General features: G+C 40.9%; 21 protein-coding genes and 1 other annotated feature. Of the genes, 15 read left to right on the forward strand and 6 right to left on the reverse strand.

The genetic code is table 11. From position 1 onward, the window contains the following. Window positions 1-399: 399 nt before the first annotated feature. The 4 genes from NC799_RS14585 to NC799_RS14600 are packed head-to-tail and all read right to left on the reverse strand — an operon-like array spanning window position 400 to window position 5147. Window positions 400-1443, reverse strand: a complete 1044-nt coding sequence (locus NC799_RS14585; protein WP_272447175.1) for an aldose epimerase family protein — start codon at window positions 1441-1443, stop codon at window positions 400-402. A gap of 17 nt (window positions 1444-1460) precedes the next feature. Beyond that, the gene (gene galT, locus NC799_RS14590; protein WP_272447176.1) at window positions 1461-2957 is read right to left on the reverse strand and encodes a UDP-glucose--hexose-1-phosphate uridylyltransferase; all 1497 of its coding nucleotides are present in this window, start codon (window positions 2955-2957) and stop codon (window positions 1461-1463) included. A gap of 9 nt (window positions 2958-2966) precedes the next feature. Beyond that, the gene (gene galE, locus NC799_RS14595) at window positions 2967-3962 is read right to left on the reverse strand and encodes a UDP-glucose 4-epimerase GalE (RefSeq protein WP_272447177.1); all 996 of its coding nucleotides are present in this window, start codon (window positions 3960-3962) and stop codon (window positions 2967-2969) included. Beyond that, the gene (locus NC799_RS14600) at window positions 3963-5147 is read right to left on the reverse strand and encodes a galactokinase (RefSeq protein ID WP_272447178.1); all 1185 of its coding nucleotides are present in this window, start codon (window positions 5145-5147) and stop codon (window positions 3963-3965) included. A 411-nt stretch (window positions 5148-5558) separates the two neighbouring features. Between NC799_RS14600 and NC799_RS14605 the strand changes: the two genes are divergently transcribed. Both NC799_RS14605 and NC799_RS14610 read left to right on the forward strand, forming a co-directional pair. Next, a complete protein-coding gene (locus tag NC799_RS14605) occupies window positions 5559-7160 on the forward strand; it encodes a catalase (RefSeq protein WP_417006692.1) in 1602 nt (533 codons plus the stop codon). 342 nt (window positions 7161-7502) lie between these two features. Continuing rightward, window positions 7503-8228: a LysM peptidoglycan-binding and 3D domain-containing protein gene (locus tag NC799_RS14610; RefSeq protein ID WP_272447180.1), complete on the forward strand. Its 726-nt coding sequence runs from the start codon at window positions 7503-7505 to the stop codon at window positions 8226-8228. Between the two features lie 97 nt (window positions 8229-8325). Here the strand turns inward: NC799_RS14610 and NC799_RS14615 are convergent, their stop codons facing one another. Beyond that, window positions 8326-8466 carry a hypothetical protein gene (locus tag NC799_RS14615; RefSeq protein ID WP_272447181.1) on the reverse strand — a complete coding sequence of 47 codons (141 nt, stop codon included), beginning with the start codon at window positions 8464-8466 and terminating at the stop codon, window positions 8326-8328. A gap of 113 nt (window positions 8467-8579) precedes the next feature. Between NC799_RS14615 and NC799_RS14620 the strand changes: the two genes are divergently transcribed. The 10 genes from NC799_RS14620 to trpA all read left to right on the forward strand — a co-directional run bounded on the left by NC799_RS14620 (window position 8580) and on the right by trpA (window position 18810). Further along, on the forward strand, window positions 8580-9125 hold the full coding sequence (locus tag NC799_RS14620) for a 3-dehydroquinate synthase II domain-containing protein (protein WP_272447182.1): 546 nt from the start codon (window positions 8580-8582) through the stop codon (window positions 9123-9125). A gap of 36 nt (window positions 9126-9161) precedes the next feature. Then, complete coding sequence (locus NC799_RS14625) at window positions 9162-10274, forward strand: DEAD/DEAH box helicase (RefSeq protein ID WP_272447183.1); 1113 nt, start codon at window positions 9162-9164, stop codon at window positions 10272-10274. Window positions 10275-10320: 46 nt separating this feature from the next. After that, complete coding sequence (locus tag NC799_RS14630) at window positions 10321-10815, forward strand: hypothetical protein (protein ID WP_272447184.1); 495 nt, start codon at window positions 10321-10323, stop codon at window positions 10813-10815. Between the two features lie 734 nt (window positions 10816-11549). Further along, window positions 11550-11795 (forward strand) — a binding site (T-box leader). Between the two features lie 656 nt (window positions 11796-12451). Continuing rightward, the gene (gene trpE, locus NC799_RS14635) at window positions 12452-13840 is read left to right on the forward strand and encodes an anthranilate synthase component I (RefSeq protein ID WP_272447185.1); all 1389 of its coding nucleotides are present in this window, start codon (window positions 12452-12454) and stop codon (window positions 13838-13840) included. Next, entirely contained in the window at window positions 13824-14426 is a 603-nt protein-coding gene (locus NC799_RS14640; RefSeq protein ID WP_272447186.1) for an anthranilate synthase component II, read from the forward strand. The genes trpE and NC799_RS14640 overlap by 17 nt, the downstream gene beginning before the upstream one ends. Further along, window positions 14407-15429 carry an anthranilate phosphoribosyltransferase gene (trpD, locus tag NC799_RS14645; RefSeq protein ID WP_272447187.1) on the forward strand — a complete coding sequence of 341 codons (1023 nt, stop codon included), beginning with the start codon at window positions 14407-14409 and terminating at the stop codon, window positions 15427-15429. The genes NC799_RS14640 and trpD overlap by 20 nt, the downstream gene beginning before the upstream one ends. A gap of 2 nt (window positions 15430-15431) precedes the next feature. After that, the gene (gene trpC / locus NC799_RS14650) at window positions 15432-16208 is read left to right on the forward strand and encodes an indole-3-glycerol phosphate synthase TrpC (protein ID WP_272447188.1); all 777 of its coding nucleotides are present in this window, start codon (window positions 15432-15434) and stop codon (window positions 16206-16208) included. Beyond that, a complete protein-coding gene (locus NC799_RS14655; protein ID WP_272447189.1) occupies window positions 16205-16828 on the forward strand; it encodes a phosphoribosylanthranilate isomerase in 624 nt (207 codons plus the stop codon). The genes trpC and NC799_RS14655 overlap by 4 nt, the downstream gene beginning before the upstream one ends. Then, window positions 16815-18020 (forward strand): tryptophan synthase subunit beta, encoded by a 1206-nt coding sequence (gene trpB, locus NC799_RS14660; protein WP_272447190.1) that lies wholly within the window; start codon window positions 16815-16817, stop codon window positions 18018-18020. Before NC799_RS14655 ends, trpB begins: the two co-directional genes overlap by 14 nt. After that, entirely contained in the window at window positions 18013-18810 is a 798-nt protein-coding gene (gene trpA / locus NC799_RS14665) for a tryptophan synthase subunit alpha (RefSeq protein WP_272447191.1), read from the forward strand. The genes trpB and trpA overlap by 8 nt, the downstream gene beginning before the upstream one ends. Before the next feature lie 206 nt (window positions 18811-19016). Here trpA and NC799_RS14670 read toward each other — a convergent pair whose 3' ends face one another. Beyond that, window positions 19017-20639 carry an ABC-F family ATP-binding cassette domain-containing protein gene (locus NC799_RS14670; protein WP_272447192.1) on the reverse strand — a complete coding sequence of 541 codons (1623 nt, stop codon included), beginning with the start codon at window positions 20637-20639 and terminating at the stop codon, window positions 19017-19019. A 315-nt stretch (window positions 20640-20954) separates the two neighbouring features. Between NC799_RS14670 and NC799_RS14675 the strand changes: the two genes are divergently transcribed. The 3 genes from NC799_RS14675 (at window position 20955) to copZ (ending at window position 22274) form a co-directional block, all read left to right on the forward strand. Beyond that, the gene (locus NC799_RS14675; RefSeq protein ID WP_272447193.1) at window positions 20955-21242 is read left to right on the forward strand and encodes a DUF2933 domain-containing protein; all 288 of its coding nucleotides are present in this window, start codon (window positions 20955-20957) and stop codon (window positions 21240-21242) included. Between the two features lie 507 nt (window positions 21243-21749). After that, window positions 21750-22046, forward strand: a complete 297-nt coding sequence (locus NC799_RS14680) for a metal-sensitive transcriptional regulator (RefSeq protein ID WP_272447194.1) — start codon at window positions 21750-21752, stop codon at window positions 22044-22046. Window positions 22047-22061: 15 nt separating this feature from the next. Beyond that, window positions 22062-22274, forward strand: a complete 213-nt coding sequence (gene copZ / locus NC799_RS14685) for a copper chaperone CopZ (RefSeq protein ID WP_272447195.1) — start codon at window positions 22062-22064, stop codon at window positions 22272-22274. The last annotated feature ends 50 nt before the right edge of the window (window positions 22275-22324 follow it).

Genomic DNA, 22324 nt, shown 5'->3' on the forward strand with positions numbered 1-22324 from the left:
CTTCCAGCGGTGAAACGGTAGTCAAAGACCGCTAATAACGCCCGGTCGCCCCCTGCCAGCGGTGAAACGGTAGTCAAAGACCGCTATTAACGCCCGATCGCCCCCTTCCAGCAATCAAACGGTAGTCAAAGAACGCTATTAACGCCGATCGCCCCCTTCCAACGGTGAAACGGTAGTCAAAGACCGCTAATAACGCCCGGTCGCCCCCTGCCAAAGGTGAAACGGTAGTCAAAGAACGCTATTAACGCCGATCGCCCCCTTCCAGCGATCAAACGGTAGTCAATTGTGCTCCACTTCGTAGCTTGCCTTAGTCTAGGCACTAAGGAACACTTCTAAGAATAGACATCGCAGAAACAAGTGGTTTTCTTGTTTCGAAGGCGCGCCTTGCGCTTTTCTTAGTTACACTAAGCCAAATTCAAAGGTTGTCTTCGCAGTATATCTTTCCCCTTTTTCTAACACAACAGAAGGAAAGCCTTCGTGGTGCAAGGATGCAGGTGATGCTTGCGTTTCTAAGCAAAGGCCTAAATATTTACGTGATTTCCCTTCACGTAACGAAAGCGTCTCAGCCATCATATTGGAAGTGTACATGACAAAGCCCGGTTGGTCTGTTGTTACGGTCAACTTACGCCCGCTGTCTGACTCTTTGACAACAATTTTTTCCTCTTTCGTATTGTCAAACAAGAAGTAGTGGTCATATCCATTTCCTGCAACGAGATTTTGTTTGAAATCAGACGTTGTGCCATCTTCAATAGTACGCCCATTACGAAAATCATACACAGTCCCGTCGACATCAAGTTGTTCACCAGTCGGAATTAGTTCCTCGTCTAGTTCAACAAACTTACTGCTATCGATTGTTACGTTATGCTTTAACATTGTGTCTTTTAAGTCCCCGCTTAAGTTAAAATAAGAGTGGTTTGTTGCCGTTAAGGCTGTTTTCTTGTCAGTAGTACCCTGATAGCTAATCGACAATTGGTTTTTGTTATTCAGTGTATAGGTAACTTCCATTGTTATGTTACCTGGATAACCACCTTCCCCGTCAGGACTTTGGTGAGTTAGCTTTACACCAACCTCATCTGTTCCTTCAAAAGCCTCAGCATCCCATATGGCATTATGGAAGCCTTTTGCCCCACCGTGGAGATGGTTGTCATTGTCATTGGCGAGAAGGGTATACGTATGACCATCTAATTCAAACGATGCATCTTGAATTCTACCAGCAACGCGACCAATTAACGCGCCAAAGAAGTTCGGGTTAGCTATATAATCCTCATAATTTTTATAGCTTACGACAACGTTTTCAAAGCTTTTATGACGATCAGGTGCTAAAATTTTTGTAATGATGCCACCATAATTTAAAATGCTCACTTCCATACCTAAATCATTCGATAACGTGAACTCTTGCCACTGTTGGTCACTAACCTTGATTGCTTCTGTTTTTACTTGCATGCAAATTGTCCTCCTAGTTATTCGTTCAATGTGTGTAAAAAAGTTTGAAATGCTTCTCTTCCTATTTGATTCGTTTTAAATACACCAGAATCCTCTAAAACTTTCGAGAATTTTGCGCCAAGTTCGTCTTCAAGGATTTGATCAACGTTTTCACGAGTTAATCTAGCTTGATGTGTCTGGTTGATTTGCTTCGCCCATTCCTTGTGATAATCCTCCACCTTATTAGCTTCACCAAGCAGGAACTTTTTAATTTCTGCTAACTCATCTTTTAACCGAGCAGGCAAGACAGCGAGCCCCATTACTTCAATTAATCCGATATTTTCCTTTTTGATATGATGAACATCCTCGTGTGGGTGGAAAATTCCAAGTGGATGCTCCTCGGTTGTACGATTATTACGCAAAACTAAATCAAGCTCAAACTTACTATCGCGAATTCTCGCAATCGGTGTAATCGTATTATGTGGTGTCCCGTCTGTATCGGATAAAATATCAACCGTTGGATCACTATACTTTTTCCATTTGGCTAAAATGTCACTGGCTGCCTTAATTAGTGAATTCTTGTCAGTGCTTTGCAAACGAATGACTGATAATGGCCATTTGACAACACTAGCTTTTATGTCTGGATAGGCTTTTAAAGCAAAAGTGAATGCATCTTTTGCTTTCGTCATTGCAAATGGATAGCGGCCACCTTGATAGTGATCATGGCTCAAAATACTGCCTCCAACGATTGGTAAGTCAGCATTCGACCCAATAAAGTAATGTGGAAACTTCTCGACAAACGCTAATAGGCGAGCAAAGGCAGCACGGTCAATCTTCATATCGCGATGCTCTTCTGCAAGCAAAATACTATGTTCGTTATAATACACGTAAGGCGAATATTGTAAAAACCATGATTCTCCCTCTAATGGAACCTCAATAATTCTATGGTTAGAACGAGCTGGATGACCAATTCGCCCGGCATATCCTTCGTTTTCGGCGCAAAGTAAACATTTAGGGTAAGGAATGCTTGTTTGCTTCGTCTCACGCTCGCGTTTAATCTGCTCAGGGTCTTTTTCAGGCTTGGATAAGTTAATTGTAATATCCAACTCACCATATTCTGTTTTTGTTTTGTAATGAATATTTTTCGCGATTCGCTTCATTTGAATGTAGTTACTATTTTTACTAAACTCGTAGAAATAGTTGGTTGCTTTCTCCGATGCTTCTTGATACAGTTGATAAAATTTATCCTGAACTACCGATGGTTGTGGTAAAAAACAATTCATGAGGTTAGCCGATAATTTTTCTTTTTCATCTAAAATGTCTTCAATCACCTGCTTCGATACTGCATAATCAACAAGCACTTCGACTAGGTCCGGAATGTCTTTACTTGTACTAGTAGACGGTTCTTCTTCAAAGGAATCTAGTTCTAGTAAACCTAATAGTTGATTACGAACATACGCGGTGTCACGAGGTTGAATGAATTCAGCCTCGACCCCTTTAGCTACTAACTGTGAGACTGTTTGGAAAATAGTCATGACGTAACCTTACACATCCTCTCGATAGCCGTTTGGACTCTTTTGATGCCAATTCCATGCATCTTGAATAATTTTAGTTATATCAGTACGCGTTGGATTCCAACCAAGCACACGTTTCGCCTTGTCTGACGATGCAATTAGTGTGCTAGGGTCTCCGGCACGCCGTTCTGCCACAACAGCAGGTATTTCATGGCCAGTCACCTTGCGGGAAGTGTCGATAATTTCGCGAACAGAGAAGCCCTGACTGCTGCCAAGGTTGAACATGTCACTTTCGCCTCCATTTTTCAAGTAGGTAAGGGCGAGTAAGTGGGCATCAATTAGATCTTCGACGTGGATGTAATCACGAATACATGTACCGTCTTCTGTGTCATAGTCTTCGCCAAAGATGCTAATGTGTTGCCTTTGACCTAATGCCACCTGTAAGACGATTGGGATAAGGTGTGACTCTGGTTGATGGTCTTCGCCAATTTCAGCCGTTTCACGTGCGCCGGCCACGTTAAAATATCGGAGTGACACGTATTTTATTCCATAAGCAGCCTCGCACCACTTCATTAATTTTTCCATCGTAAGCTTCGTTTCCCCGTAGGTACTCGTTGGGTTGGTTGGCATAGCTTCTGTAATTGGCACCTGTGTAGGCTCACCGTATGTTGCCGCTGTAGAAGAGAAAACGATATGTTTTACCCCATACTCCTGCATCGCGCGAAGTAATACTTGTGTCCCGTAGACGTTGTTGTCAAAATACTTTAACGGGTCCTCCATCGATTCACCAACTAATGAGTTTGCCGCAAAGTGAACAACGGAATCAATCTCTTCGTGACTAAACACTTCACGTAAAAAATCAAGATCACGAATATCTCCTTGGTAAAAGGTTGCGTCGTTGTGGACGGCCTCGAGGTGCCCTGTTTCCAAATTATCGATGACGACAACATCTTGTTTTTGATCAATTAACTGATAAACGGCATGAGAACCGATATATCCCGCTCCACCTAATACTAATACGCTCATTTATAGCACTCCTTCACGGTTTAATTCTTTCGCACCATCACCAATTGCTGCAACGTAAAAAGTTGGCGCGTAACCAATTTTCTCGACATAGGTAGCTTGAACGTTTTGCTTAAATAGACCAACTTTGTCTTTTTCAACAATTGCAATTGCACAGCCACCAAAACCCGCCCCGGTCATTCGTGCACCAAGGACACCAGGTTGGCTCCATGCCGTTTCTGCAATGGTATCAAGCTCGATGCCAGTCACTTCATAGTCATGTTGCAGCGACGTATGCGAATTGTTGATTAACTGACCAAATGCTTCTAAGTCATTCGCTTTTAACTTTTCTAAAGCAAGTAGCGTGCGCTCGTTTTCATAGACAGCATGCTTTGCGCGTTTACGATCCGTATCATTTTTAATCAGATGCTTGGATTTTTCGAATTGGTCGGAGCTTAATTCTCCTAAACTTTGAATCGATAGTCCAGTTTGCAAGTCGCTGAGAGCCCTTTCGCATTCGGCACGTCGTTCGTTATATTTGGAAGCAGCTAATTCTCTACGTTTATTCGTATTAATAATAATAATATCATGGTTATCAAGTTTAATTGGTGCGTAGTGATAGTTTAAGGTTTGACAATCTAGTAGAATGGCGTGGTCTTTCTTGCCTTTGCCAATCGCAAACTGATCCATAATACCACTGTTGACACCAATGTATTGATTCTCAACCTTTTGACCTATTTGAATCAGCTTGATCCGGTCAATTTTAAGGTCATACAGGCCTTCAATTAAAACACCTGTTGCAAGCTCAATCGATGCAGATGACGATAACCCGGCACCATTTGGAATGTTCCCGTAAAATAAAATATCAGCTCCAGACTCAATCGAATAGCCTTGTTTCTTTAATTGATCGAACATTCCTTTCGGGTAATTCGCCCAATCGTCAGCCTTGTCGTAGGATAAATCGTCAAGCGAGCACTCGATAATCCCTTTTTCTTCAAAGTTAACAGTATAAAAGCGTAATTTGTTGTCATTACGTTTTACACTCAAGGCATAGGTGCCAAACGAAATCGATGCTGGAAACACATGTCCGCCATTATAGTCCGTGTGTTCACCGATTAAGTTGATCCGTCCTGGTGCAAAAAAACAGCGTGGCTGCTGCTTCGTTTCAAATACGGATTGAAAGCGATCAAATAACTCTGTCTTGTTCATCCGAGGTTCCTCCTTTATGCTAAGAGAGCAATTACATTTAACATACTTAATTAAATTAATTTACTAACTACATCATACTCTTATACAAGAGAAATTTCAATAAAAACGTAAAGGCAATTTGACTTTATTTTGGTGTTAGGAAATTGATGCCGATGATGTTGATAAGTCGGGTGGAAATAATTAAAGTGCATGTTCAAAAAGACAACGAAGAGATGCGTAGCTATTTGGTGATTTTTTGAACAACCTCTTAAATAAGCGGAACCACACCAATTTAGGAAGTAAAAGTAAATTTAAGTTGGTAATTGTATAAATTTACCTATTTGAGGGCAAAAATGAAATTGTATTATATTTGAGGAGGTAAAAAGAGTGGAAAATAACAAGGATAGGAATTCGAGTGATATACAGAATCAAATGAGAGATTCATTGACAACACGTCAAGGACATCCTGTTTACGATAACCAGAACATTCGAACAATCGGCAATCGAGGTCCAGCCACTCTAGAAAATTATCATTTCATTGAAAAGATTTCACACTTTGACCGAGAAGAAGTGCCTGAACGAGTTGTACACGCGCGTGGTTCTGGGGCATTCGGTTATTTTGAAACGTATGGCAAAGTTGGCGATGAGCCGGTCGAAAAATATACGCGCGCCAAAGTATTTTCCGGTGCCGGAAAGAAGACGCCGTTAATGGTGCGCTTCTCCACTGTTGCAGGTGCGAAGGATTCCCCGGAAACAGCACGCGACCCTCGTGGCTTTGCAGTCAAAATGTATACAGAAGACGGGAATTGGGATCTCGTTGGAAACAATCTGAAGATTTTCTTTATTCGTGATGCAATGAAATTTCCCGATATGATTCATGCGTTTAAAGCAGACCCTGCTTCCAATGTGCCAAACCCTGAACGGATGTTTGATTTCGTCTCCCGTACACCCGAGGCAATCCATATGATTACATTCCTTTTTTCACCATGGGGCATACCAGCTACATATCGCCATATGCAAGGGTCTGGTGTAAACACATATAAATGGGTAAATAAGGATGGTAAAGCGGTCCTAGTCAAATATCACTGGGAGCCGAAGCAAGGGATTAGAAACTTAACCCAAGAAGAAGCGAACATGATTCAAGCGAAAAATGTTGGTCATGCAACACAGGATCTTTATCAAGCAATTGAGCGTGGTGAGTATCCAGAGTGGGAGCTGTTTGTGCAAATAATGGAAGATGATTACCATGAAGAGCTAGATTTTGATCCACTCGATGATACAAAGCTGTGGCCAAATGACCAATTCCCGTGGTTGCCAGTAGGTCGGATGGTGCTAGATCACAATCCGAAAGACTTCCATGCAGAGATTGAGCAGGCTGCTTTTGGTACTGGGGTACTTGTCGATGGGATGGATTTTTCCGATGATAAAATGCTGCAAGGACGGACCTTCTCCTATTCCGATACACAACGCTATCGGGTTGGGGCGAATTATTTGAAAGTACCTGTTAATCAGCCGAAAACAACTGTTCACACCAATCAGCAACGCGGGCAAATGGATGTACGTGATCCGAAAGAGTCTGGTGAGAACCCACACATTAACTATGAACCTTCCATGCTCGGTGGGTTTAAAGAAGCAGACAGAAAGGGTCGTGCCCCGCATCAACCAACGTACAATGCTGCGGTAATGAGTGCACCAATTGATCGCCCGAATAACTACGGACAAGCTGGTGATACGTATAGAAGCTTTGAAGACTGGGAGCGAGATGAGTTGATTAAAAACTTATCCGATGCATTAGCCGTTTGTGATAAGAAGATTCAAGATGCAATGATCGACCATTTTACACAAGCGGATGAAGATTATGGTCGATTGGTAAAGGAAAGCCTTGAACAGAAAATGAAAGAAATGAAGGAGATGGGTACAGGCGATGTACCTGGTCGAGAATCAGGACAATCTAGGTATGGACAAGGTTCATTAGCCGAAAATGAAGCAACAAATGAAGCAGTAAAGAAAAGCAACGAAGCAGACCCATATTAATGGCTGGTAAAGGTATAACAGGTTTTGGTAGCCTGTTATACCTTTTTAAAAAGATAAGAAAGAAAGTATAAGCTTGTCGGGGATGACCAGGCGCTTTCGCTTTTCTTTCTGTCTAGCTACAGCGCCTACCCCGCCTGAGGTCTTAAGTCAATCCTCTATGTGGCAAAGACCGCCACGTCGAGGCTTGACTTAAGCTTGTCGGGGGTGTCCAGGCGCTTTCGCTTTTCTTTCTACCTGGTTAGTTTATCCTATTTTTATTTCTTAGGTATAAATCTATTAACTTTTTCCGACAATGCAAATAGACAGTCTAGCAAAGACTAAGTCAATATAAGGAGGGAAAACATGAAGAAGATAGTTTTTTCGGTATTGGTTGTCTTTTGCGTACTGTTTGTCAGTACAATTCCAGCATTTGCACAATCCTACCGTGTGGTGAAAGGGGATAACCTATGGACCATTGCTCAAAACTATGATACTACTGTTGCTGACTTAAAACAGAAAAATAACTTAACATCAGATCTTATTTTTCCAAACCAACTATTACAAATAAATGAAAGAAAACCGAATCGAAATACTAGAACAAAGCAGAAACAGTACATTGTTAAAAGTGGAGATACATTAAGTGAAATTGCATATGATTACCGGGTTACTGTATCTCAGCTAAAAGAGTGGAATAGTTTATCCTCCGATTTAATTTTGATTGGGCAACGACTTATAATTAAAGGGATGGATGGAACAACTAAAACAGTTGCTGCTAGTAAAACGACGGGAAGTAGTGCAAAACGTAAGCTGACCGTTAAAGCTACTGCCTATACTGCATACTGTGATGGGTGTTCAGGGATTACTTACACAGGCATCGATTTAACGAAGGATCGAGATAAAAAGGTGATTGCTGTTGACCCGGATGTAATTCCGCTAGGTTCAGAGGTTTATGTAGAAGGATATGGAAGAGCAATTGCAGCCGATGTCGGGAGTGCAATTAAAGGCAACCGAATCGACGTCCATGTCCCAACTAAAACAGTTGCATTTGATTGGGGCGTTCGAACGGTTGAGGTAACAATATTAAATTAAAGCAAATTATCTTTAAACGTTTAGCAGTCCGGCTTTATCATGGACTGCTAAACGTTTGTTACATTTCCCTTTACGAGCTATAAAATAGAAGCGCGCATTATTGTACGACTCCGGTATTACTATTATCCGGCATGTTTTGTTCTACTTTTACACCACTGACATCATTTCCGTTTATCAAACCTATAATACTAAAGCTAGTAATCAATAATAGAAAAAATGCAATCAACCATTTCTTCATCGGCGCCTTGCCTCCTGTTTGTAAATCTATCATTCATTGTATATGATAGGCATGATAAAAAACCATAGTAATTTTTAACAAAATGATGACTTTTTTTCGGGGGGAGTGCTAAAGTGGAGCATCAAGCAAAAGTAGCAGGGGTTGTTTCGATTACACCGATTGGTACAGGCGAGCGTGTTTGTATAGATATGATTGACAGGCTCGGGCCGAGGGAAGGTATATTTGTAGGAAATACTGGACACGGTTATGTTAAAGTGTTGTCTGAAAACCGGCAAACTGATACATACCCTGCTAGAGTATTTCGGATAAACGCTGGAGCAATCCACCAGTACATCCTGTTATTTGGGGATAAGACTACTTACTTGTCGGAGGTTAAGCCTGGAGTAGAACTTCCGATTTTTCATCAAACCGACATACGAAACGTTGCTGTCGGTAGGGTTAAAATGGAAAAAAGGGAATTTGTCCGAGTCGTCTGTCAGGTGGACGGGGTAACGATTTCAGCCACGCTCCAGCAATCAGATAGTGTTCATCTAGAAACGGAAGATGGTTTGGAGAAGTCAATTGTGGACTTACAGGTTGGCGATAAAATTATATGTAGACTAGACAATCCAGGACGCCATTTAGGTGAAAAAATAAACGAAGATATTGAAGAAATTTAAATGAACTGGAGAAGCTATTAAATGGAGGTGGCACAGATGACAACATTTTTAGACGTAGGAATTAGTGAACAACTTTCTTCCATATTGAAAAATAATGGGATCGATCAACCTACACCGATTCAAGCACAAGCAATTCCAAGTATTTTAAACAAAAAGGATATCATTGGCCAGGCACAGACAGGAACTGGCAAAACATTGGCCTTTCTCTTACCCATTTTGACAAGGATAGACCCAAGTAAAGAAGAAGTTCAAGCGTTAATTGTTTCACCAACGCGTGAGTTAGCTTTACAAATTTCATCTGAATTGACTAAATTAACAAATGAGCTTGGTAATATTAAAGGTCTTGCCGTTTATGGTGGCCAAGATATCGAAGGTCAGCTTAAGAAATTAAGAGGAAATATACATATTGTCGTTGCAACACCAGGGCGGCTGCTTGACCATATTCGCCGGGGAACAATTGATTTATCGACTGTCTCTATGTTTGTCCTTGATGAAGCAGACCAAATGCTCCATATGGGTTTTTTACCAGAGGTTGAAACGATTATCGAGGCATTACCAACGGAAAAACAGACATTGTTATTTTCTGCTACAATGCCACAGCAAGTAAAAAAACTGGCGAATCAATATTTACATCAACCAGAAGATATTACAATTAAAAGTAAGCAAGTGACCATAAAGGATATCAAACAAATCGTAATGGAAACAACGGATAGGGAAAAGCAGGCTAAGCTAATGCGCGTGTTGGATCAGTTTCGGCCATTTTTGGCAATTATTTTTTGTCGGACAAAAAGGAGAGCGATGAAATTAAACGCTGCTCTACAGCAAAATGGTTACTTGGCTGACGAGTTGCATGGTGATTTGTCACAAGCAAAACGAGAGAAAGTCATGCAACGCTTTCGTGATATGAAAATTCAATATCTTGTTGCAACAGACGTGGCTGCTCGTGGGCTAGATGTCGAAGGTGTAACCCATGTCATTAATTATGATATACCAGAAGATGTTGAAAGCTATATCCACCGAATTGGTCGAACTGGCCGTGCTGGTGGCGATGGACTAGCGATTACCTTTGTTGCTACAAAGGATAAACAATATTTGAAAATTATTGAACGGGGCATTAAGCAACAAATCAACCGGAAAGAACTTGATTAAACTTTGGTCCTAGGTGAGGGGTTATGTATAGATTGGGAGAGATGTTATGCAAGAGCGGTTTAGACAAGTAGCGGTGATTCTTAATCGTGTTGTTCAACCTGGGGATATTCTTTACTCATCGAAAGGGTGGTCCACTTTCCTCGTTGGGCATGTTGGAATTGTCGGTGAGGATTTGCGTATTTATCACTCCCACCCACGTGGCGCATTTGCTGATTCGCTCCCTAGTTATATTTCAAGGCATAAGTTTGGTGGTGCTTTGACACTACTTCGTCCGAAACAAGGCGGGTTGGCTGCCGCTGTCTGGGCAAGGGAGAACATTAAGATGGTTGAAAAGTATATTTTTCATCCCGCATTAGATAACATAGGGGCAAACTATTGCTCCAAGTTTATTTGGCAAGCGTTTTTTGCTACAGATGTTGGTGATATTACCGGGTGGAGGTTGGCTAACACGCAGAAACATTGGATCTTTCCGTTCCAAGTGAAAAATTCGAGCAGTCTTGAACCAATCCTGTTAGTATCGATTGAACAAAAATCAAGCTGATTATTGAGATTGTAGGGTTTCTATTTTTATTGACGCGGAAGATTCGACAGAATAGAGTTCAGATTAATAAAAAGTGTCGATGAGGCACCCGATCATCGACAGAATAGAGTTCAGATTAATAAAAAGTGTCGATGAAGCACCCAATCATCGACAGAATAGAGTTCAGATTAATAAAAAGTGTCGATGAGGCACCCGAACATCGACAAATTTGAGTTCAGATTAATAAAAAGTGTCGATGAGGCACCCGATCATCGACAGAATAGAGTTCAGATTAATAAAAAGTGTCGATGAAGCACCCGATCATCGACAGAATAGAGTTCAGATTAATAAAAAGTGTCGATGAAGCACCCAATCATCGACAAATTTGAGTTCAGATTAATAAAAAGTGTCGATGAAACACCCAATCATCGACAGAATAGAGTTCAGATTAATAAAAAGTGTCGATGAGGCTCACCGCCCACCCCCTCGAGTCATAAGACAAGCACTTCTGTGGCAGAGACCGCCACGTCAGGGCTTGTCTTATGCCTGTCGGTTCTTACAAGGCGCTTACGCTTTTCTTGATAAGCGACTGCCTGGAGCACAAATCAACTTAGCGGTTAGTGCGCATCAGACAACTTTTAGAAAAACTCCGTTAGAAAATGATGAACAGAAAGAAAGAAGTTGGAAAATTTTAATAAATGGGTAAATGGCATTGACAAATTATTGTTCACATACTATGATTATAACCAATCTAATAATTAGCATTGAAGAAGAGTAGTAGCTCTGTGGATCACTTTAAGAGAACTGGTGGTAGGTGCAAACCAGTGTGAATTCCTTAGCGAATGGACTTCCGAGCTCCAAACCGAACTTCAAATCGAAAAGTAGGCTTTGGCGAAATCGTCTCGTCGTTACCTGAGACACCTATCAACGAATACAAGATAGGTAAAGTGAACTGTTAATCAGTTAATTAAGGTGGTACCACGGGTTTCCTCGTCCTTTGTCGGATGTAGGGGCTTTTTTTATTATATTTTTTAGATGCACGTGTTAGGCATTTTTAAATAACCTAGAAGTAGAAGAGAATAGCATAATCGCCTGAGTAAGAGTAGTAAGTTAGTTGAGTCATAAGAGATGAGTAGAGCCGTTGGTAAATGACGTACAGAGGTACGCTTATTTAACAAGATAAGAAAGTATAAAAAATCTAAGGGCTGTCTAGCGCAAGCGCCTAGCTGGTCGTAAGTCAAGCCCTTCTGTGGCAAAGACCGCCACGTCAGGGCTTGACTTATGCCTGTCGGTTTAGCAAGGCGCATACGCTTTTCTTAGTATATTCTCTAAAGAGAGCCGGGTATGGTGGGAACCGGTATGACTGACTAATCGAATGGACTTACGAGAGCTCTCCGGAAATAGTAGTATGGAGAGACGGTTTACCCTCCGTTATGGGAATGAAGAGGAAGGCATCAACTTGCCTTCAATAAGTGGTGGCACCGCGGTTACATATAATCGTCCCTTATAAAATCCAACAAGGATTTTATGAGGGATTTTTTAATAGAAAAGAAAGTATAAAAAGATCCAAGAGCTGTCTAGCAAGGCGCTTGCGCTTTTCTTAGTTTCCAGAAATAATTCAACCCTTAAATGGAATCCACAATAAAGGAGAATGACAATGAAGTACAAAACGTTAAAAGTGAACGGTGACGTATTAACGCCCATTTCTGTATTTAATCGTCTTAATGGCCAGAAGAAATTTTTACTAGAGAGTTCATCCAATCACGGTGAAAAAGGTCGATATTCTTTTATCGGATTAGACCCATTTAAAGAGATTATTGGCGACGGGGAAACAACAACTGTTCATAACATCGCAAATGACAAGTTCCATATTGAAACAGGGAAGCCGTTAGAAGTGATCAAGCGCCACATTCCAAATGAAGACTTACCTTTACCATTTGCTTTTTATGGGGGCGCAATTGGTTACATTGGCTACGATGCCATTCGTCAAGTGGAAGACATCGGGCCAATGCTAGAAGATGAGATTGACATGCCTGATATTCATTTAATGTTCTACCAGGATGTGATTGTGTTTGACCATGTTCGTCAGACGGTAACGATTATTTCATCTAATTTAGATGGCCAAAAGACAGATGAACAGTTACAACAAAGAGTGGAACAAATGAGAGATGATATTTTAACTGAAAAAACCGAGAAAGCAAACGAACCAGTTAACGTATCGTTCCAACCGTCCATCAACAAAGAAACGTTCATGGAAATGGTCGAAGTAGCAAAACAGCATATTACCGACGGGGATATTTTTCAAGTGGTGTTATCGCAACGGATGAAAGCAAGCTTCGACGCTGATCCATTTACTTTTTACCGAAGCTTACGAAGAGCAAACCCATCACCATACATGTTTTATATCGATTTTGATTCGTATATCGTCCTTGGCGCATCACCGGAAAGCCTGATTAAAACGAAGGGGACAAATGTCGTAACAAATCCGATTGCAGGAACAAGACCTCGTGGAAAAACAGATGAGGAAGATATAAGCCTTGCAGAAGACTTACTTGCGGATGAAAAAGAACTGGCTGAACACAAAATGCTCGTTGACCTAAGCCGGAATGACCTTGGCCGTGTTTGTGAGATTGGCAGTATTACAATTCCGAAATATATGACGATTGAACGTTATCAACATGTGATGCACATTGTCTCAGAAGTACAAGGAACGTTAACGAAAGACTACAATGGCTTAGATGCACTGATTTCTACATTGCCAGCTGGTACAGTATCAGGTGCACCAAAAATAAGAGCAATGCAAATCATTAATGGTTTAGAAACGAAAAAGCGTGGCGTCTATGCAGGGGCAGTTGGTTATATTAATATGAATGGTGACCTCGACTTAGCACTAGCGATCAGAACAATGGTCATTAAAGGGAATAATGCCTATGTACAAGCTGGCGCTGGTATCGTATATGATTCTGACCCAGCATCCGAATATCAAGAGACGTTAAATAAAGCGAAATCGTTATTGGAGGTAAATAAACATGATCTTGTTAATTGATAACTATGATTCGTTTACGTATAACTTATATCAATATGTATCAGAGCTCGGTAAGGAAGTAACCGTTATTCGAAATGATAAAATTACGATAGATGAAATAAGAGAACTAAAGCCAGAAGCAATTATTCTATCCCCAGGCCCCGGGACACCGAAAGAAGCAGGGATTTGTATTGAAGTCGTAAAACAGCTCGAAGAAGAATTTCCAATATTAGGGATTTGCTTAGGACACCAAGCAATTGGCGAAGCGTACGGAGCTAACATTGTTCATGCCAAACAAATTAAACACGGCAAAACATCCTTGTTGAATCATCCGGCAAATGGGGTGTTTGAAGGTTTAGAAGAAGCACTTGAAGTTATGCGCTACCACTCATTAGTCATTAAAAAGGATGACGTACCAGAACAGTTGATTGTGACAGCGACAGCAACGGATGACGATGAGATTATGGCGGTTAAACACACTGGCTTACCTATTTATGGATTACAGTTTCACCCAGAGTCGATTGGAACAGAAAAGGGGAAGGCGCTTTTAAATAATTTCTTTACGTTAATCGAAAAGGAGAATTCTTATGAAAGAATATCTAAATAAACTGACTAATCAAAAGAATTTAACAATCGAAGAAATGGAGGCTGCCGCACGCCTTATTTTTGAAGAGGAAACGAGTGATACCGAGATCGGTGCATTTTTGACAGTGTTAAAGGCTAAAGGAGAAAGCGCGGATGAAATTGCTGGTTTAGTAAATGTTATTCGGGAAAAAGCTTTACCATTACCAAAAGATATGGTCGGTGTGATGGATAACTGTGGCACAGGCGGTGACGGATCACAAAGCTTCAACATTAGTACTACGTCGGCATTTGTTATTGCTGGTGCAGGAATTACAGTAGCAAAGCACGGCAACCGTAGTATTTCTAGTAAAACAGGAAGTGCTGATGTACTTGAGCACTTAGGAGTTTCGTTATCGTTATCTAGCGAGCAAACCCATCAGCTGTTAAAGGAAAACGGAATTGCTTTCTTGTTTGCACCGTACGTTCATCCGGCAATGAAGCGTGTCATGAAAGTACGAAAAGAATTGAAGATCCCGACAATCTTTAACCTGATTGGACCGTTAACAAATCCGGTTAACTTAACGACACAATTACTAGGGATATATCGTCGTGATAAGTTAGAGACGATGGCGAATGTCTTGCACAGACTTGGTAGAAACCGCGCTATCATTCTTAATGGTGCTGGACATATGGATGAAGCATCTTTAGCCGGAGAAAATCATCTCATCCTACTCGAACGAGGTGAGTTGATGCAGTTTAAGCTTCATCCAGAAGAGGTTGGCCTACCGGTTTATGACAACGAGGAAATAAAAGGCGGCGACTCAAAGGAAAATGCTGAGATTTTACGTAGAGTACTTGAAGGGGAGAAAGGTGCCCATCGTGACACCGTGTTAATGAACGCTGGCCTTGGCATTTTTGCAAATGGAAAAGCGCAAACCGTTCAAGAAGGTGTTAAACTAGCAGAAGAGAGTATAGATTCCGGTGCAGCTTTAGAAAAACTAAACTATTTGGTAGACTATAGTAACCGCACGAAACAAGAGGTGTAAGCATGACAATTTTAGATAAAATTTTAGCAGAGAAAGAAAAAGAAGTGGCACAGTTAAAAGCAACCTACCAGCAGGGTCAACATCAAGTAGGTTTCGAAAGAAGATCGCTCTATGATTCTTTTATGCACGCAGATAAAATGGGAATCATCGCTGAAATTAAGCGGGCATCCCCGTCAAAAGGGACGATTAACGAAGCTGTAAACCCGGCAGAACAAGCAAAGCACTATGAAGAAAACGGTGCAGGGGTGATTTCCGTTCTTACCGATACACCGTTTTTTAAAGGAACGATGGCTGACCTAAAAGCAGTTAGAAAAGCTGTGAAACTGCCGATATTGAACAAAGACTTTATCATCGATGAAATCCAAATTGACCGGGCAAAAGATTATGGTGCTAGTGTGATATTATTAATTGCAGCAGCCTTGCCAAAAGAGCGGCTTCAACAGCTGTTTAATTATACTCGCAGCTATGACCTGGATGTCTTATTCGAGATTCATAATGAAAAAGAGCTTGCTGTTGCGAAAGAAATTGGTGCAAATATCATTGGTATCAACAATCGAAATTTGAAAACATTTGAGGTTGACCTCGCAACGACAGAAAGACTTGCGAAGGATATCGATACAACAAGAACGCTAGTCATTAGTGAGAGTGGATTTAGTACGAAAGAAGAAGTGGAGCGGATTAAACAATCAGGTGTTAGAGGCATCCTCGTTGGGGAAACGATGATGCGTTCTGATGATTTGAAAAAAACATTTGATGAGTTGCGAGTGCCGTTATCATGAAGGTGAAAATTTGTGGGATATTGACGGAAGAAGCAGCTCGGCATGCTGCGAATGAGGGTGCAGATTTTATTGGGTTTGTTTTTGCCGAAAGTAAGCGGAAGATTAGTGTAGAAAAGGCTAAAGCACTAGCTGGCGTTATTCCTGATTCGGTGAAAAAGGTAGGCGTGTTTGTCAATGAAGATCTTGCTACGATCAAAGCAATAGCCAGAGAGGTTGGCCTCGATTATATACAGCTCCATGGCGATGAGACACCAGATTTCTGTACGGAAGTAGGATTGCCAATCATAAAGGCGTTTCAAATTCGCTCAAAGGAAGATTTAGACCGACTTAGTGACTATCAAGTTGACTACTTTTTGCTCGATAGCCCGGCCGGGAAGTACCGGGGCGGAAATGGGGAAACGTTTGATTGGAGCTTGACGAAACACCTATCAGACATTGATGGAAAAGTAATTTTAGCTGGTGGACTTCATGCTAAAAACGTGCAAACGGCAATTGCTGAAGTGAACCCAATCGGTGTCGACGTCTCTAGTGGGGTCGAAACAGACGGTGTAAAAGATTTAGAGAAAATGACAGCCTTTGTCACAGAGGCGAAGAAAGGTGATACTAATGCAAAGCTATAAGCAACCGAATAACCTAGGACAATTCGGCTCATTTGGTGGTAGGTTTGTACCAGAGACGCTGATGCCGGCGGTAATTGAACTAGAAAAAGCATATAATGAAGCAAAAAATGACCCGGAATTTGTAAAAGAGTTGGATTATTATTTGAAACAATATGTCGGGCGGGAAACACCACTTTATTACGCCGAGCGTTTTTCAGAAGCATTAGGCGGGGCAAAGGTTTACTTAAAGCGCGAAGACTTAAACCATACGGGTGCCCATAAAATTAATAATGCGATTGGACAAGCGTTATTAACGGTACGAATGGGTAAGAAAAAAGTCGTCGCTGAAACAGGTGCCGGCCAGCACGGTGTCGCAACGGCAACGGTTTGTGCACTACTTGGACTTGAATGTGTCATTTTTATGGGAAAAGAAGATATTCGCAGGCAACAATTGAATGTGTTTCGCATGGAGCTACTTGGTGCGAGAGTAGAAAGTGTCGACCAAGGTAGTGGAACGCTAAAGGATGCGGTAAATGAAGCACTCCGTTACTGGGTTAGCAATGTTGAAGATACCCATTATATTATTGGGTCTGTAGTTGGACCACATCCATTTCCGCAAATTGTGCGTGACTTCCAAAGCTGCATCGGGGAAGAAACGAAAAAGCAAATTATCGACCAGGAAGGAAAGCTTCCAGAAGCGGTTGTTGCTTGTATCGGTGGCGGAAGTAATTCGATGGGAATGTTTTATCCGTTTGTCGATGATAAAGAAGTGGAACTGCATGGTGTCGAAGCGGGTGGAGTTGGTGTAGACACTGGTAAACACGCTGCCACGCTCACATATGGGCAAGAAGGAATTTTGCACGGAACAAAAACGTATTTACTTCAGGATGAGAATGGTCAAATCCAAGAAGCACATTCAATTTCGGCGGGGCTTGACTACCCAGGTGTAGGACCTGAGCATAGCCATTTTAAAGAAATCGGCCGTGTCATTTATGATTCGATTACCGATGCCGAAGCATTAGAGGGCTTGCAATATTTATCGAAAACAGAGGGGATTATCCCGGCGTTAGAAAGCGCGCATGCCATTGCTTACACGATGAAGCTTGCTAAAAAGATGAATAAAGACGAAACAATTGTTGTCTGCTTGTCGGGCCGTGGTGACAAAGATGTCAATACAGTGAGAGAGGCACTTGGGGGTGGAGCAAATGGGTAAACAAAAGTTAGATCAAGCGTTTCAGACTGTTTTAGCGCGAGGTGATAAAGCGTTTGTCCCGTATATTATGGCTGGTGACGGCGGACTTGATATATTAGAGGATCGTTTGCGTTTTTTAGAGGAGAGCGGCGCAACTGTTGTTGAGCTTGGGATTCCGTTCTCTGACCCTGTTGCTGATGGTCCGACGATTCAAGCAGCTGGGCTTCGCGCGCTCCAAAATGGTGTCAGTTTACGTGCTGTTTTAGCTAAGTTAAAAGAAGGTGCAGCAGACAGGACGTTACCGATTGTGCTGATGACATACATTAATCCGATTTATGCCTATGGTGTGGACGCTTTTGCTGATGATTGTAAGGCAGCAGGAGTAGACGGGATAATCATTCCTGACTTACCAATGGAAGAAGAGCCACTTGTGTCTGATGCGCTTTCTACCAGTGGGATAGCGTTGATTCGGTTAGCCGCATTAACAAGCCCTAAGGAACGCCTTGTTGAGCTAGCTAAACGTACAGAAGGATTTCTATACGCTGTAACAGTTACTGGGACAACTGGGGCAAGAGCAACATTTAAGGAGAATTTGGGTGTGCATCTTCGTGATTTAAAAGAAATTTGCCCGGTTCCAGTCCTTGCAGGATTCGGTGTCTCAACTCCTGAGCATGTGAGGGCACTGACCGAAAATTGTGATGGTGTTGTCGTTGGAAGTAGAATCGTCGACTTACTCCATCAAGGCGATGAAGCAACAATTCGTGAATTAATCCAGTCTGCGAAACTAACAACGGAAAAAGCAGGGCTATAAAGTGGGAGTCTTATGGACGGTTGTACGGGGATAAAGAAAGAGTGCTAGGGATTGTATAATCTCTGGCATTTTTTTGTAGGAAAGTGTAAGCGCCCGTGTCCGTTCGAACAAGATAACTTAGTAACAATGGGAAAAAGTCCGAACCCAGGCCAAGTTCGGACAAAAAAGGCTAAAAAATCAGGTGGTGCCTGGCACCACCTGATTTTTTAGCTTGCATACATTTCAGTGATTGTTTTTTGTAACTTCTTATCTGCTACGTATTCATCGTAGCTCATTTCTTTATCAATGATTCCGCTTGGAGTAATTTCAATTAAGCGGTTTGCAATACTATTAACGAACTGATGGTCATGGGATGTAAATAGAATCGATCCTTTGAACTTAATTAATCCATTGTTAAGCGACTGAATTGATTCTAGGTCTAAGTGGTTCGTCGGCTCATCTAATAACAATACGTTCGCATTGCTTAACATCATCTTAGAAAGCATACAACGAACCTTTTCGCCACCAGACAGAACGCTTGCTTTTTTCAATGCTTGTTCACCAGAGAATAGCATTCTTCCTAAGAAACCACGTAAGAAAGTTTCCGTTTGGTCATCTGGTGAGAACTGACGTAACCAATCAACTAGCGTAAGGTCACTATTTTCAAAGAATTTTGAGTTGTCTTTTGGAAAATAGGATTGCGAAGTTGTGACACCCCACTTATAGCTTCCCTCGTCAGGCTCAATTTCACCCATTAAAATACGAAGCAGTGTCGTTTTCGCAAATTCATTCCTTCCAACAAGCGCAATCTTGTCATCCTTATTCATTGTGAAACTAACATTATCCAACACTTTTTCACCGTCTATTGTTTTAGATATTCCTTCGACGCGCAGTAAGTCATTACCAACTTCGCGCTCAGGTGTAAAAGCGATGTACGGATATTTACGGGATGATGGTTTAATATCATCTAAAGAAATATTTTCAAGCATTTTCTTTCTAGATGTTGCTTGCTTTGATTTCGATGCATTCGCACTAAAGCGCGCGATAAAGTTTTGAAGTTCTTTCATTTTTTCTTCTTTTTTCTTGTTATGTTCTTGTGCCATACGCAGTGCTAATTGGCTCGACTCATACCAGAAATCATAGTTTCCAACATAGATTTCAATTTTTCCAAAATCAACATCAGCGATATGTGTACAAACTTTATTTAAGAAGTGACGGTCGTGGGAAACGACAATCACGGTGTTGTCAAAGTTAATTAAGAACTCTTCTAACCATTGAATGGCTTGAATGTCCAAGTGGTTGGTCGGCTCGTCCAATAATAGAATATCTGGGTTACCAAATAGCGCTTGGGCAAGCAAGACTTTCACTTTGTCAGAACCTGACAGGTCAGCCATTTTTTTCGTGTGTAGGTCTTCATCAATCCCTAAACCCTTTAATAAAACAGCAGCATTTGATTCTGCTTCCCAACCGTTCATTTCGGCAAACTCACCCTCTAGTTCTGCTGCTTTCATTCCGTCTTCTTCGGTGAAGTCACCTTTAGCATAGATGGCATCTTTTTCCTGCATCACTTCATACAAACGTTGGTGTCCCATAATAACCGTTTGCAATACTTCATATTCTTCATATTCGAAGTGATCCTGCTTAAGAATAGTTAGGCGCTCATCTTTACCTAACGCAACATTGCCGGTTTGTGGTTCAATTTCACCGGATAAAATTTTCAAAAAAGTTGATTTACCAGCACCATTTGCACCGATAAGTCCATAACAATTGCCTGCAGTAAACTTTATATTCACGTCTTCAAATAACTTTTTGTCACCATATCGTAAACTTACATTAGTAGCTTGTAACATATATATATAATTCCTCCAAAAAAACGTAATCAACGTTTAGCTTAAGTGATTTGAGGCAGTAAGTCAATGGAAGGGGGTGGTTAGGAGGGGTTTTTAATTAGAAATTCAAAAAAGTGCTTGTTTATACGAATGAGAACAATGGAGGAACCGCTTATCGACAGAATTAGGTTTGGACTCATAAAAAGTGTAGATGAAGGCCCCGCAATGTGGTATTTCCAGAAAGTGATCTAGATTTTTAACTAAGTATTAAATGTTCACAATTTCTACATAGTTGTTGTTTATACTAAACTTAAAATAACCTTGGAGGTGTATTAAATGAGTTGGACATTACTCTTATTACTAGCTTGTCCCCTAATGATGCTGTTTTGTATGAAAGGAATGTTTACTGGGAATAAGGATAAGGATTCGAAATCCAGTAATGTTGTAAAAGGACCTCAACAAGATGAGTTACAATCTGTTCAGCTTAAGATGGCTGAATTAATGGAGCAAAATCATAAGTTAATGGAAGAAGTTAATGCACTTAAATCATCTGATGCTAAAGGACAAGCTAAAGATGAAAATGTCATCAAAATAGACGATAGTAAACAAAGAAAAGAAGCATAAAAGAGGACATCAATATATCTATACTAACAATTACTTAATGACCTCATCTACCTTAGAAATAAAGGATGAATGAAAGAATTTGATCATTTTAGTTTCTTTCCATAATAGACTTATACAAGAAACTAAATGGAGGGGTTTTTATGGTTCGAATAGGTTTAATCAAAGTCTTATGATGATGCTTTTTTTAATTACTGTGTCATTAGAACGGGACTTAGGCTAGCGCCATTACAATTGTAATGGCGCTAGCAATGAGTTTGAAAGCTAACTATTTGTCTAACCCACTTCCTATACCCTTCCTTGACTTTCCCTACGGTTGTTTATCACCTTGTAAGTAAATTCATTTTCCTTAGTTCACAGTTTTTTACGGGTTTTTTATTTCTTATAACTTAAGTACAAGCAATCCATGCATTAGGTATTCCAGTAAATAATTTCATGAAAATATGGAGAAAATAGTTGTGAAATAAGAATAATTGTGTTTATATTATACGTATAGGGGGTATAAGTATAATGAAAGAAGACATGGAAACTTACAAATACCACGATCATAAAGATAAACTATTGAAAAGACTAAGAAGAATGGAAGGTCAAGTTCGTGGGGTCCATCGAATGATTGAGGAAGACCGTTATTGTGTGGATGTCCTATATCAGTTAGCTGCTATAAAAGCTGCTACTAATAAAATCGGTCTTGAGCTTATTGAAGATCATACACGAGGTTGTGTAGCAAGAGCTGTGAAAGAGAAAGATGATGACGGTGAAAGTCAAATTCAGGAATTAATGGAAGTTTTCCGCACATTTGCAAAATAAAAGGAGGAATTTATTATGGCAGTAGAAACAAAAGTAATTGATGTAAAGGGAATGTCATGTGGACACTGTGTAAGTGCAGTTGAAAGTTCTGTTAAAGAGTTGGAAGGTATTGAAACGGTAAGTGTTGACCTTGCTAGTAATAAAGTTACTGTTTCCTTTGATGACTCAAAAGTACAATTAACCGCTGTGCATGAGGCGATAGAAGAAGCTGGTTATGAAGTAGCATAAAAGAAAAATGAGCCGGTTGTATCCGGCTCTACCCCCTTGATAAATTAAAC

The sequence above is a fragment of the Aquibacillus salsiterrae genome (genome assembly GCF_028416595.1).
Lineage (GTDB): Bacteria > Bacillota > Bacilli > Bacillales > Amphibacillaceae > Aquibacillus_A > Aquibacillus_A salsiterrae.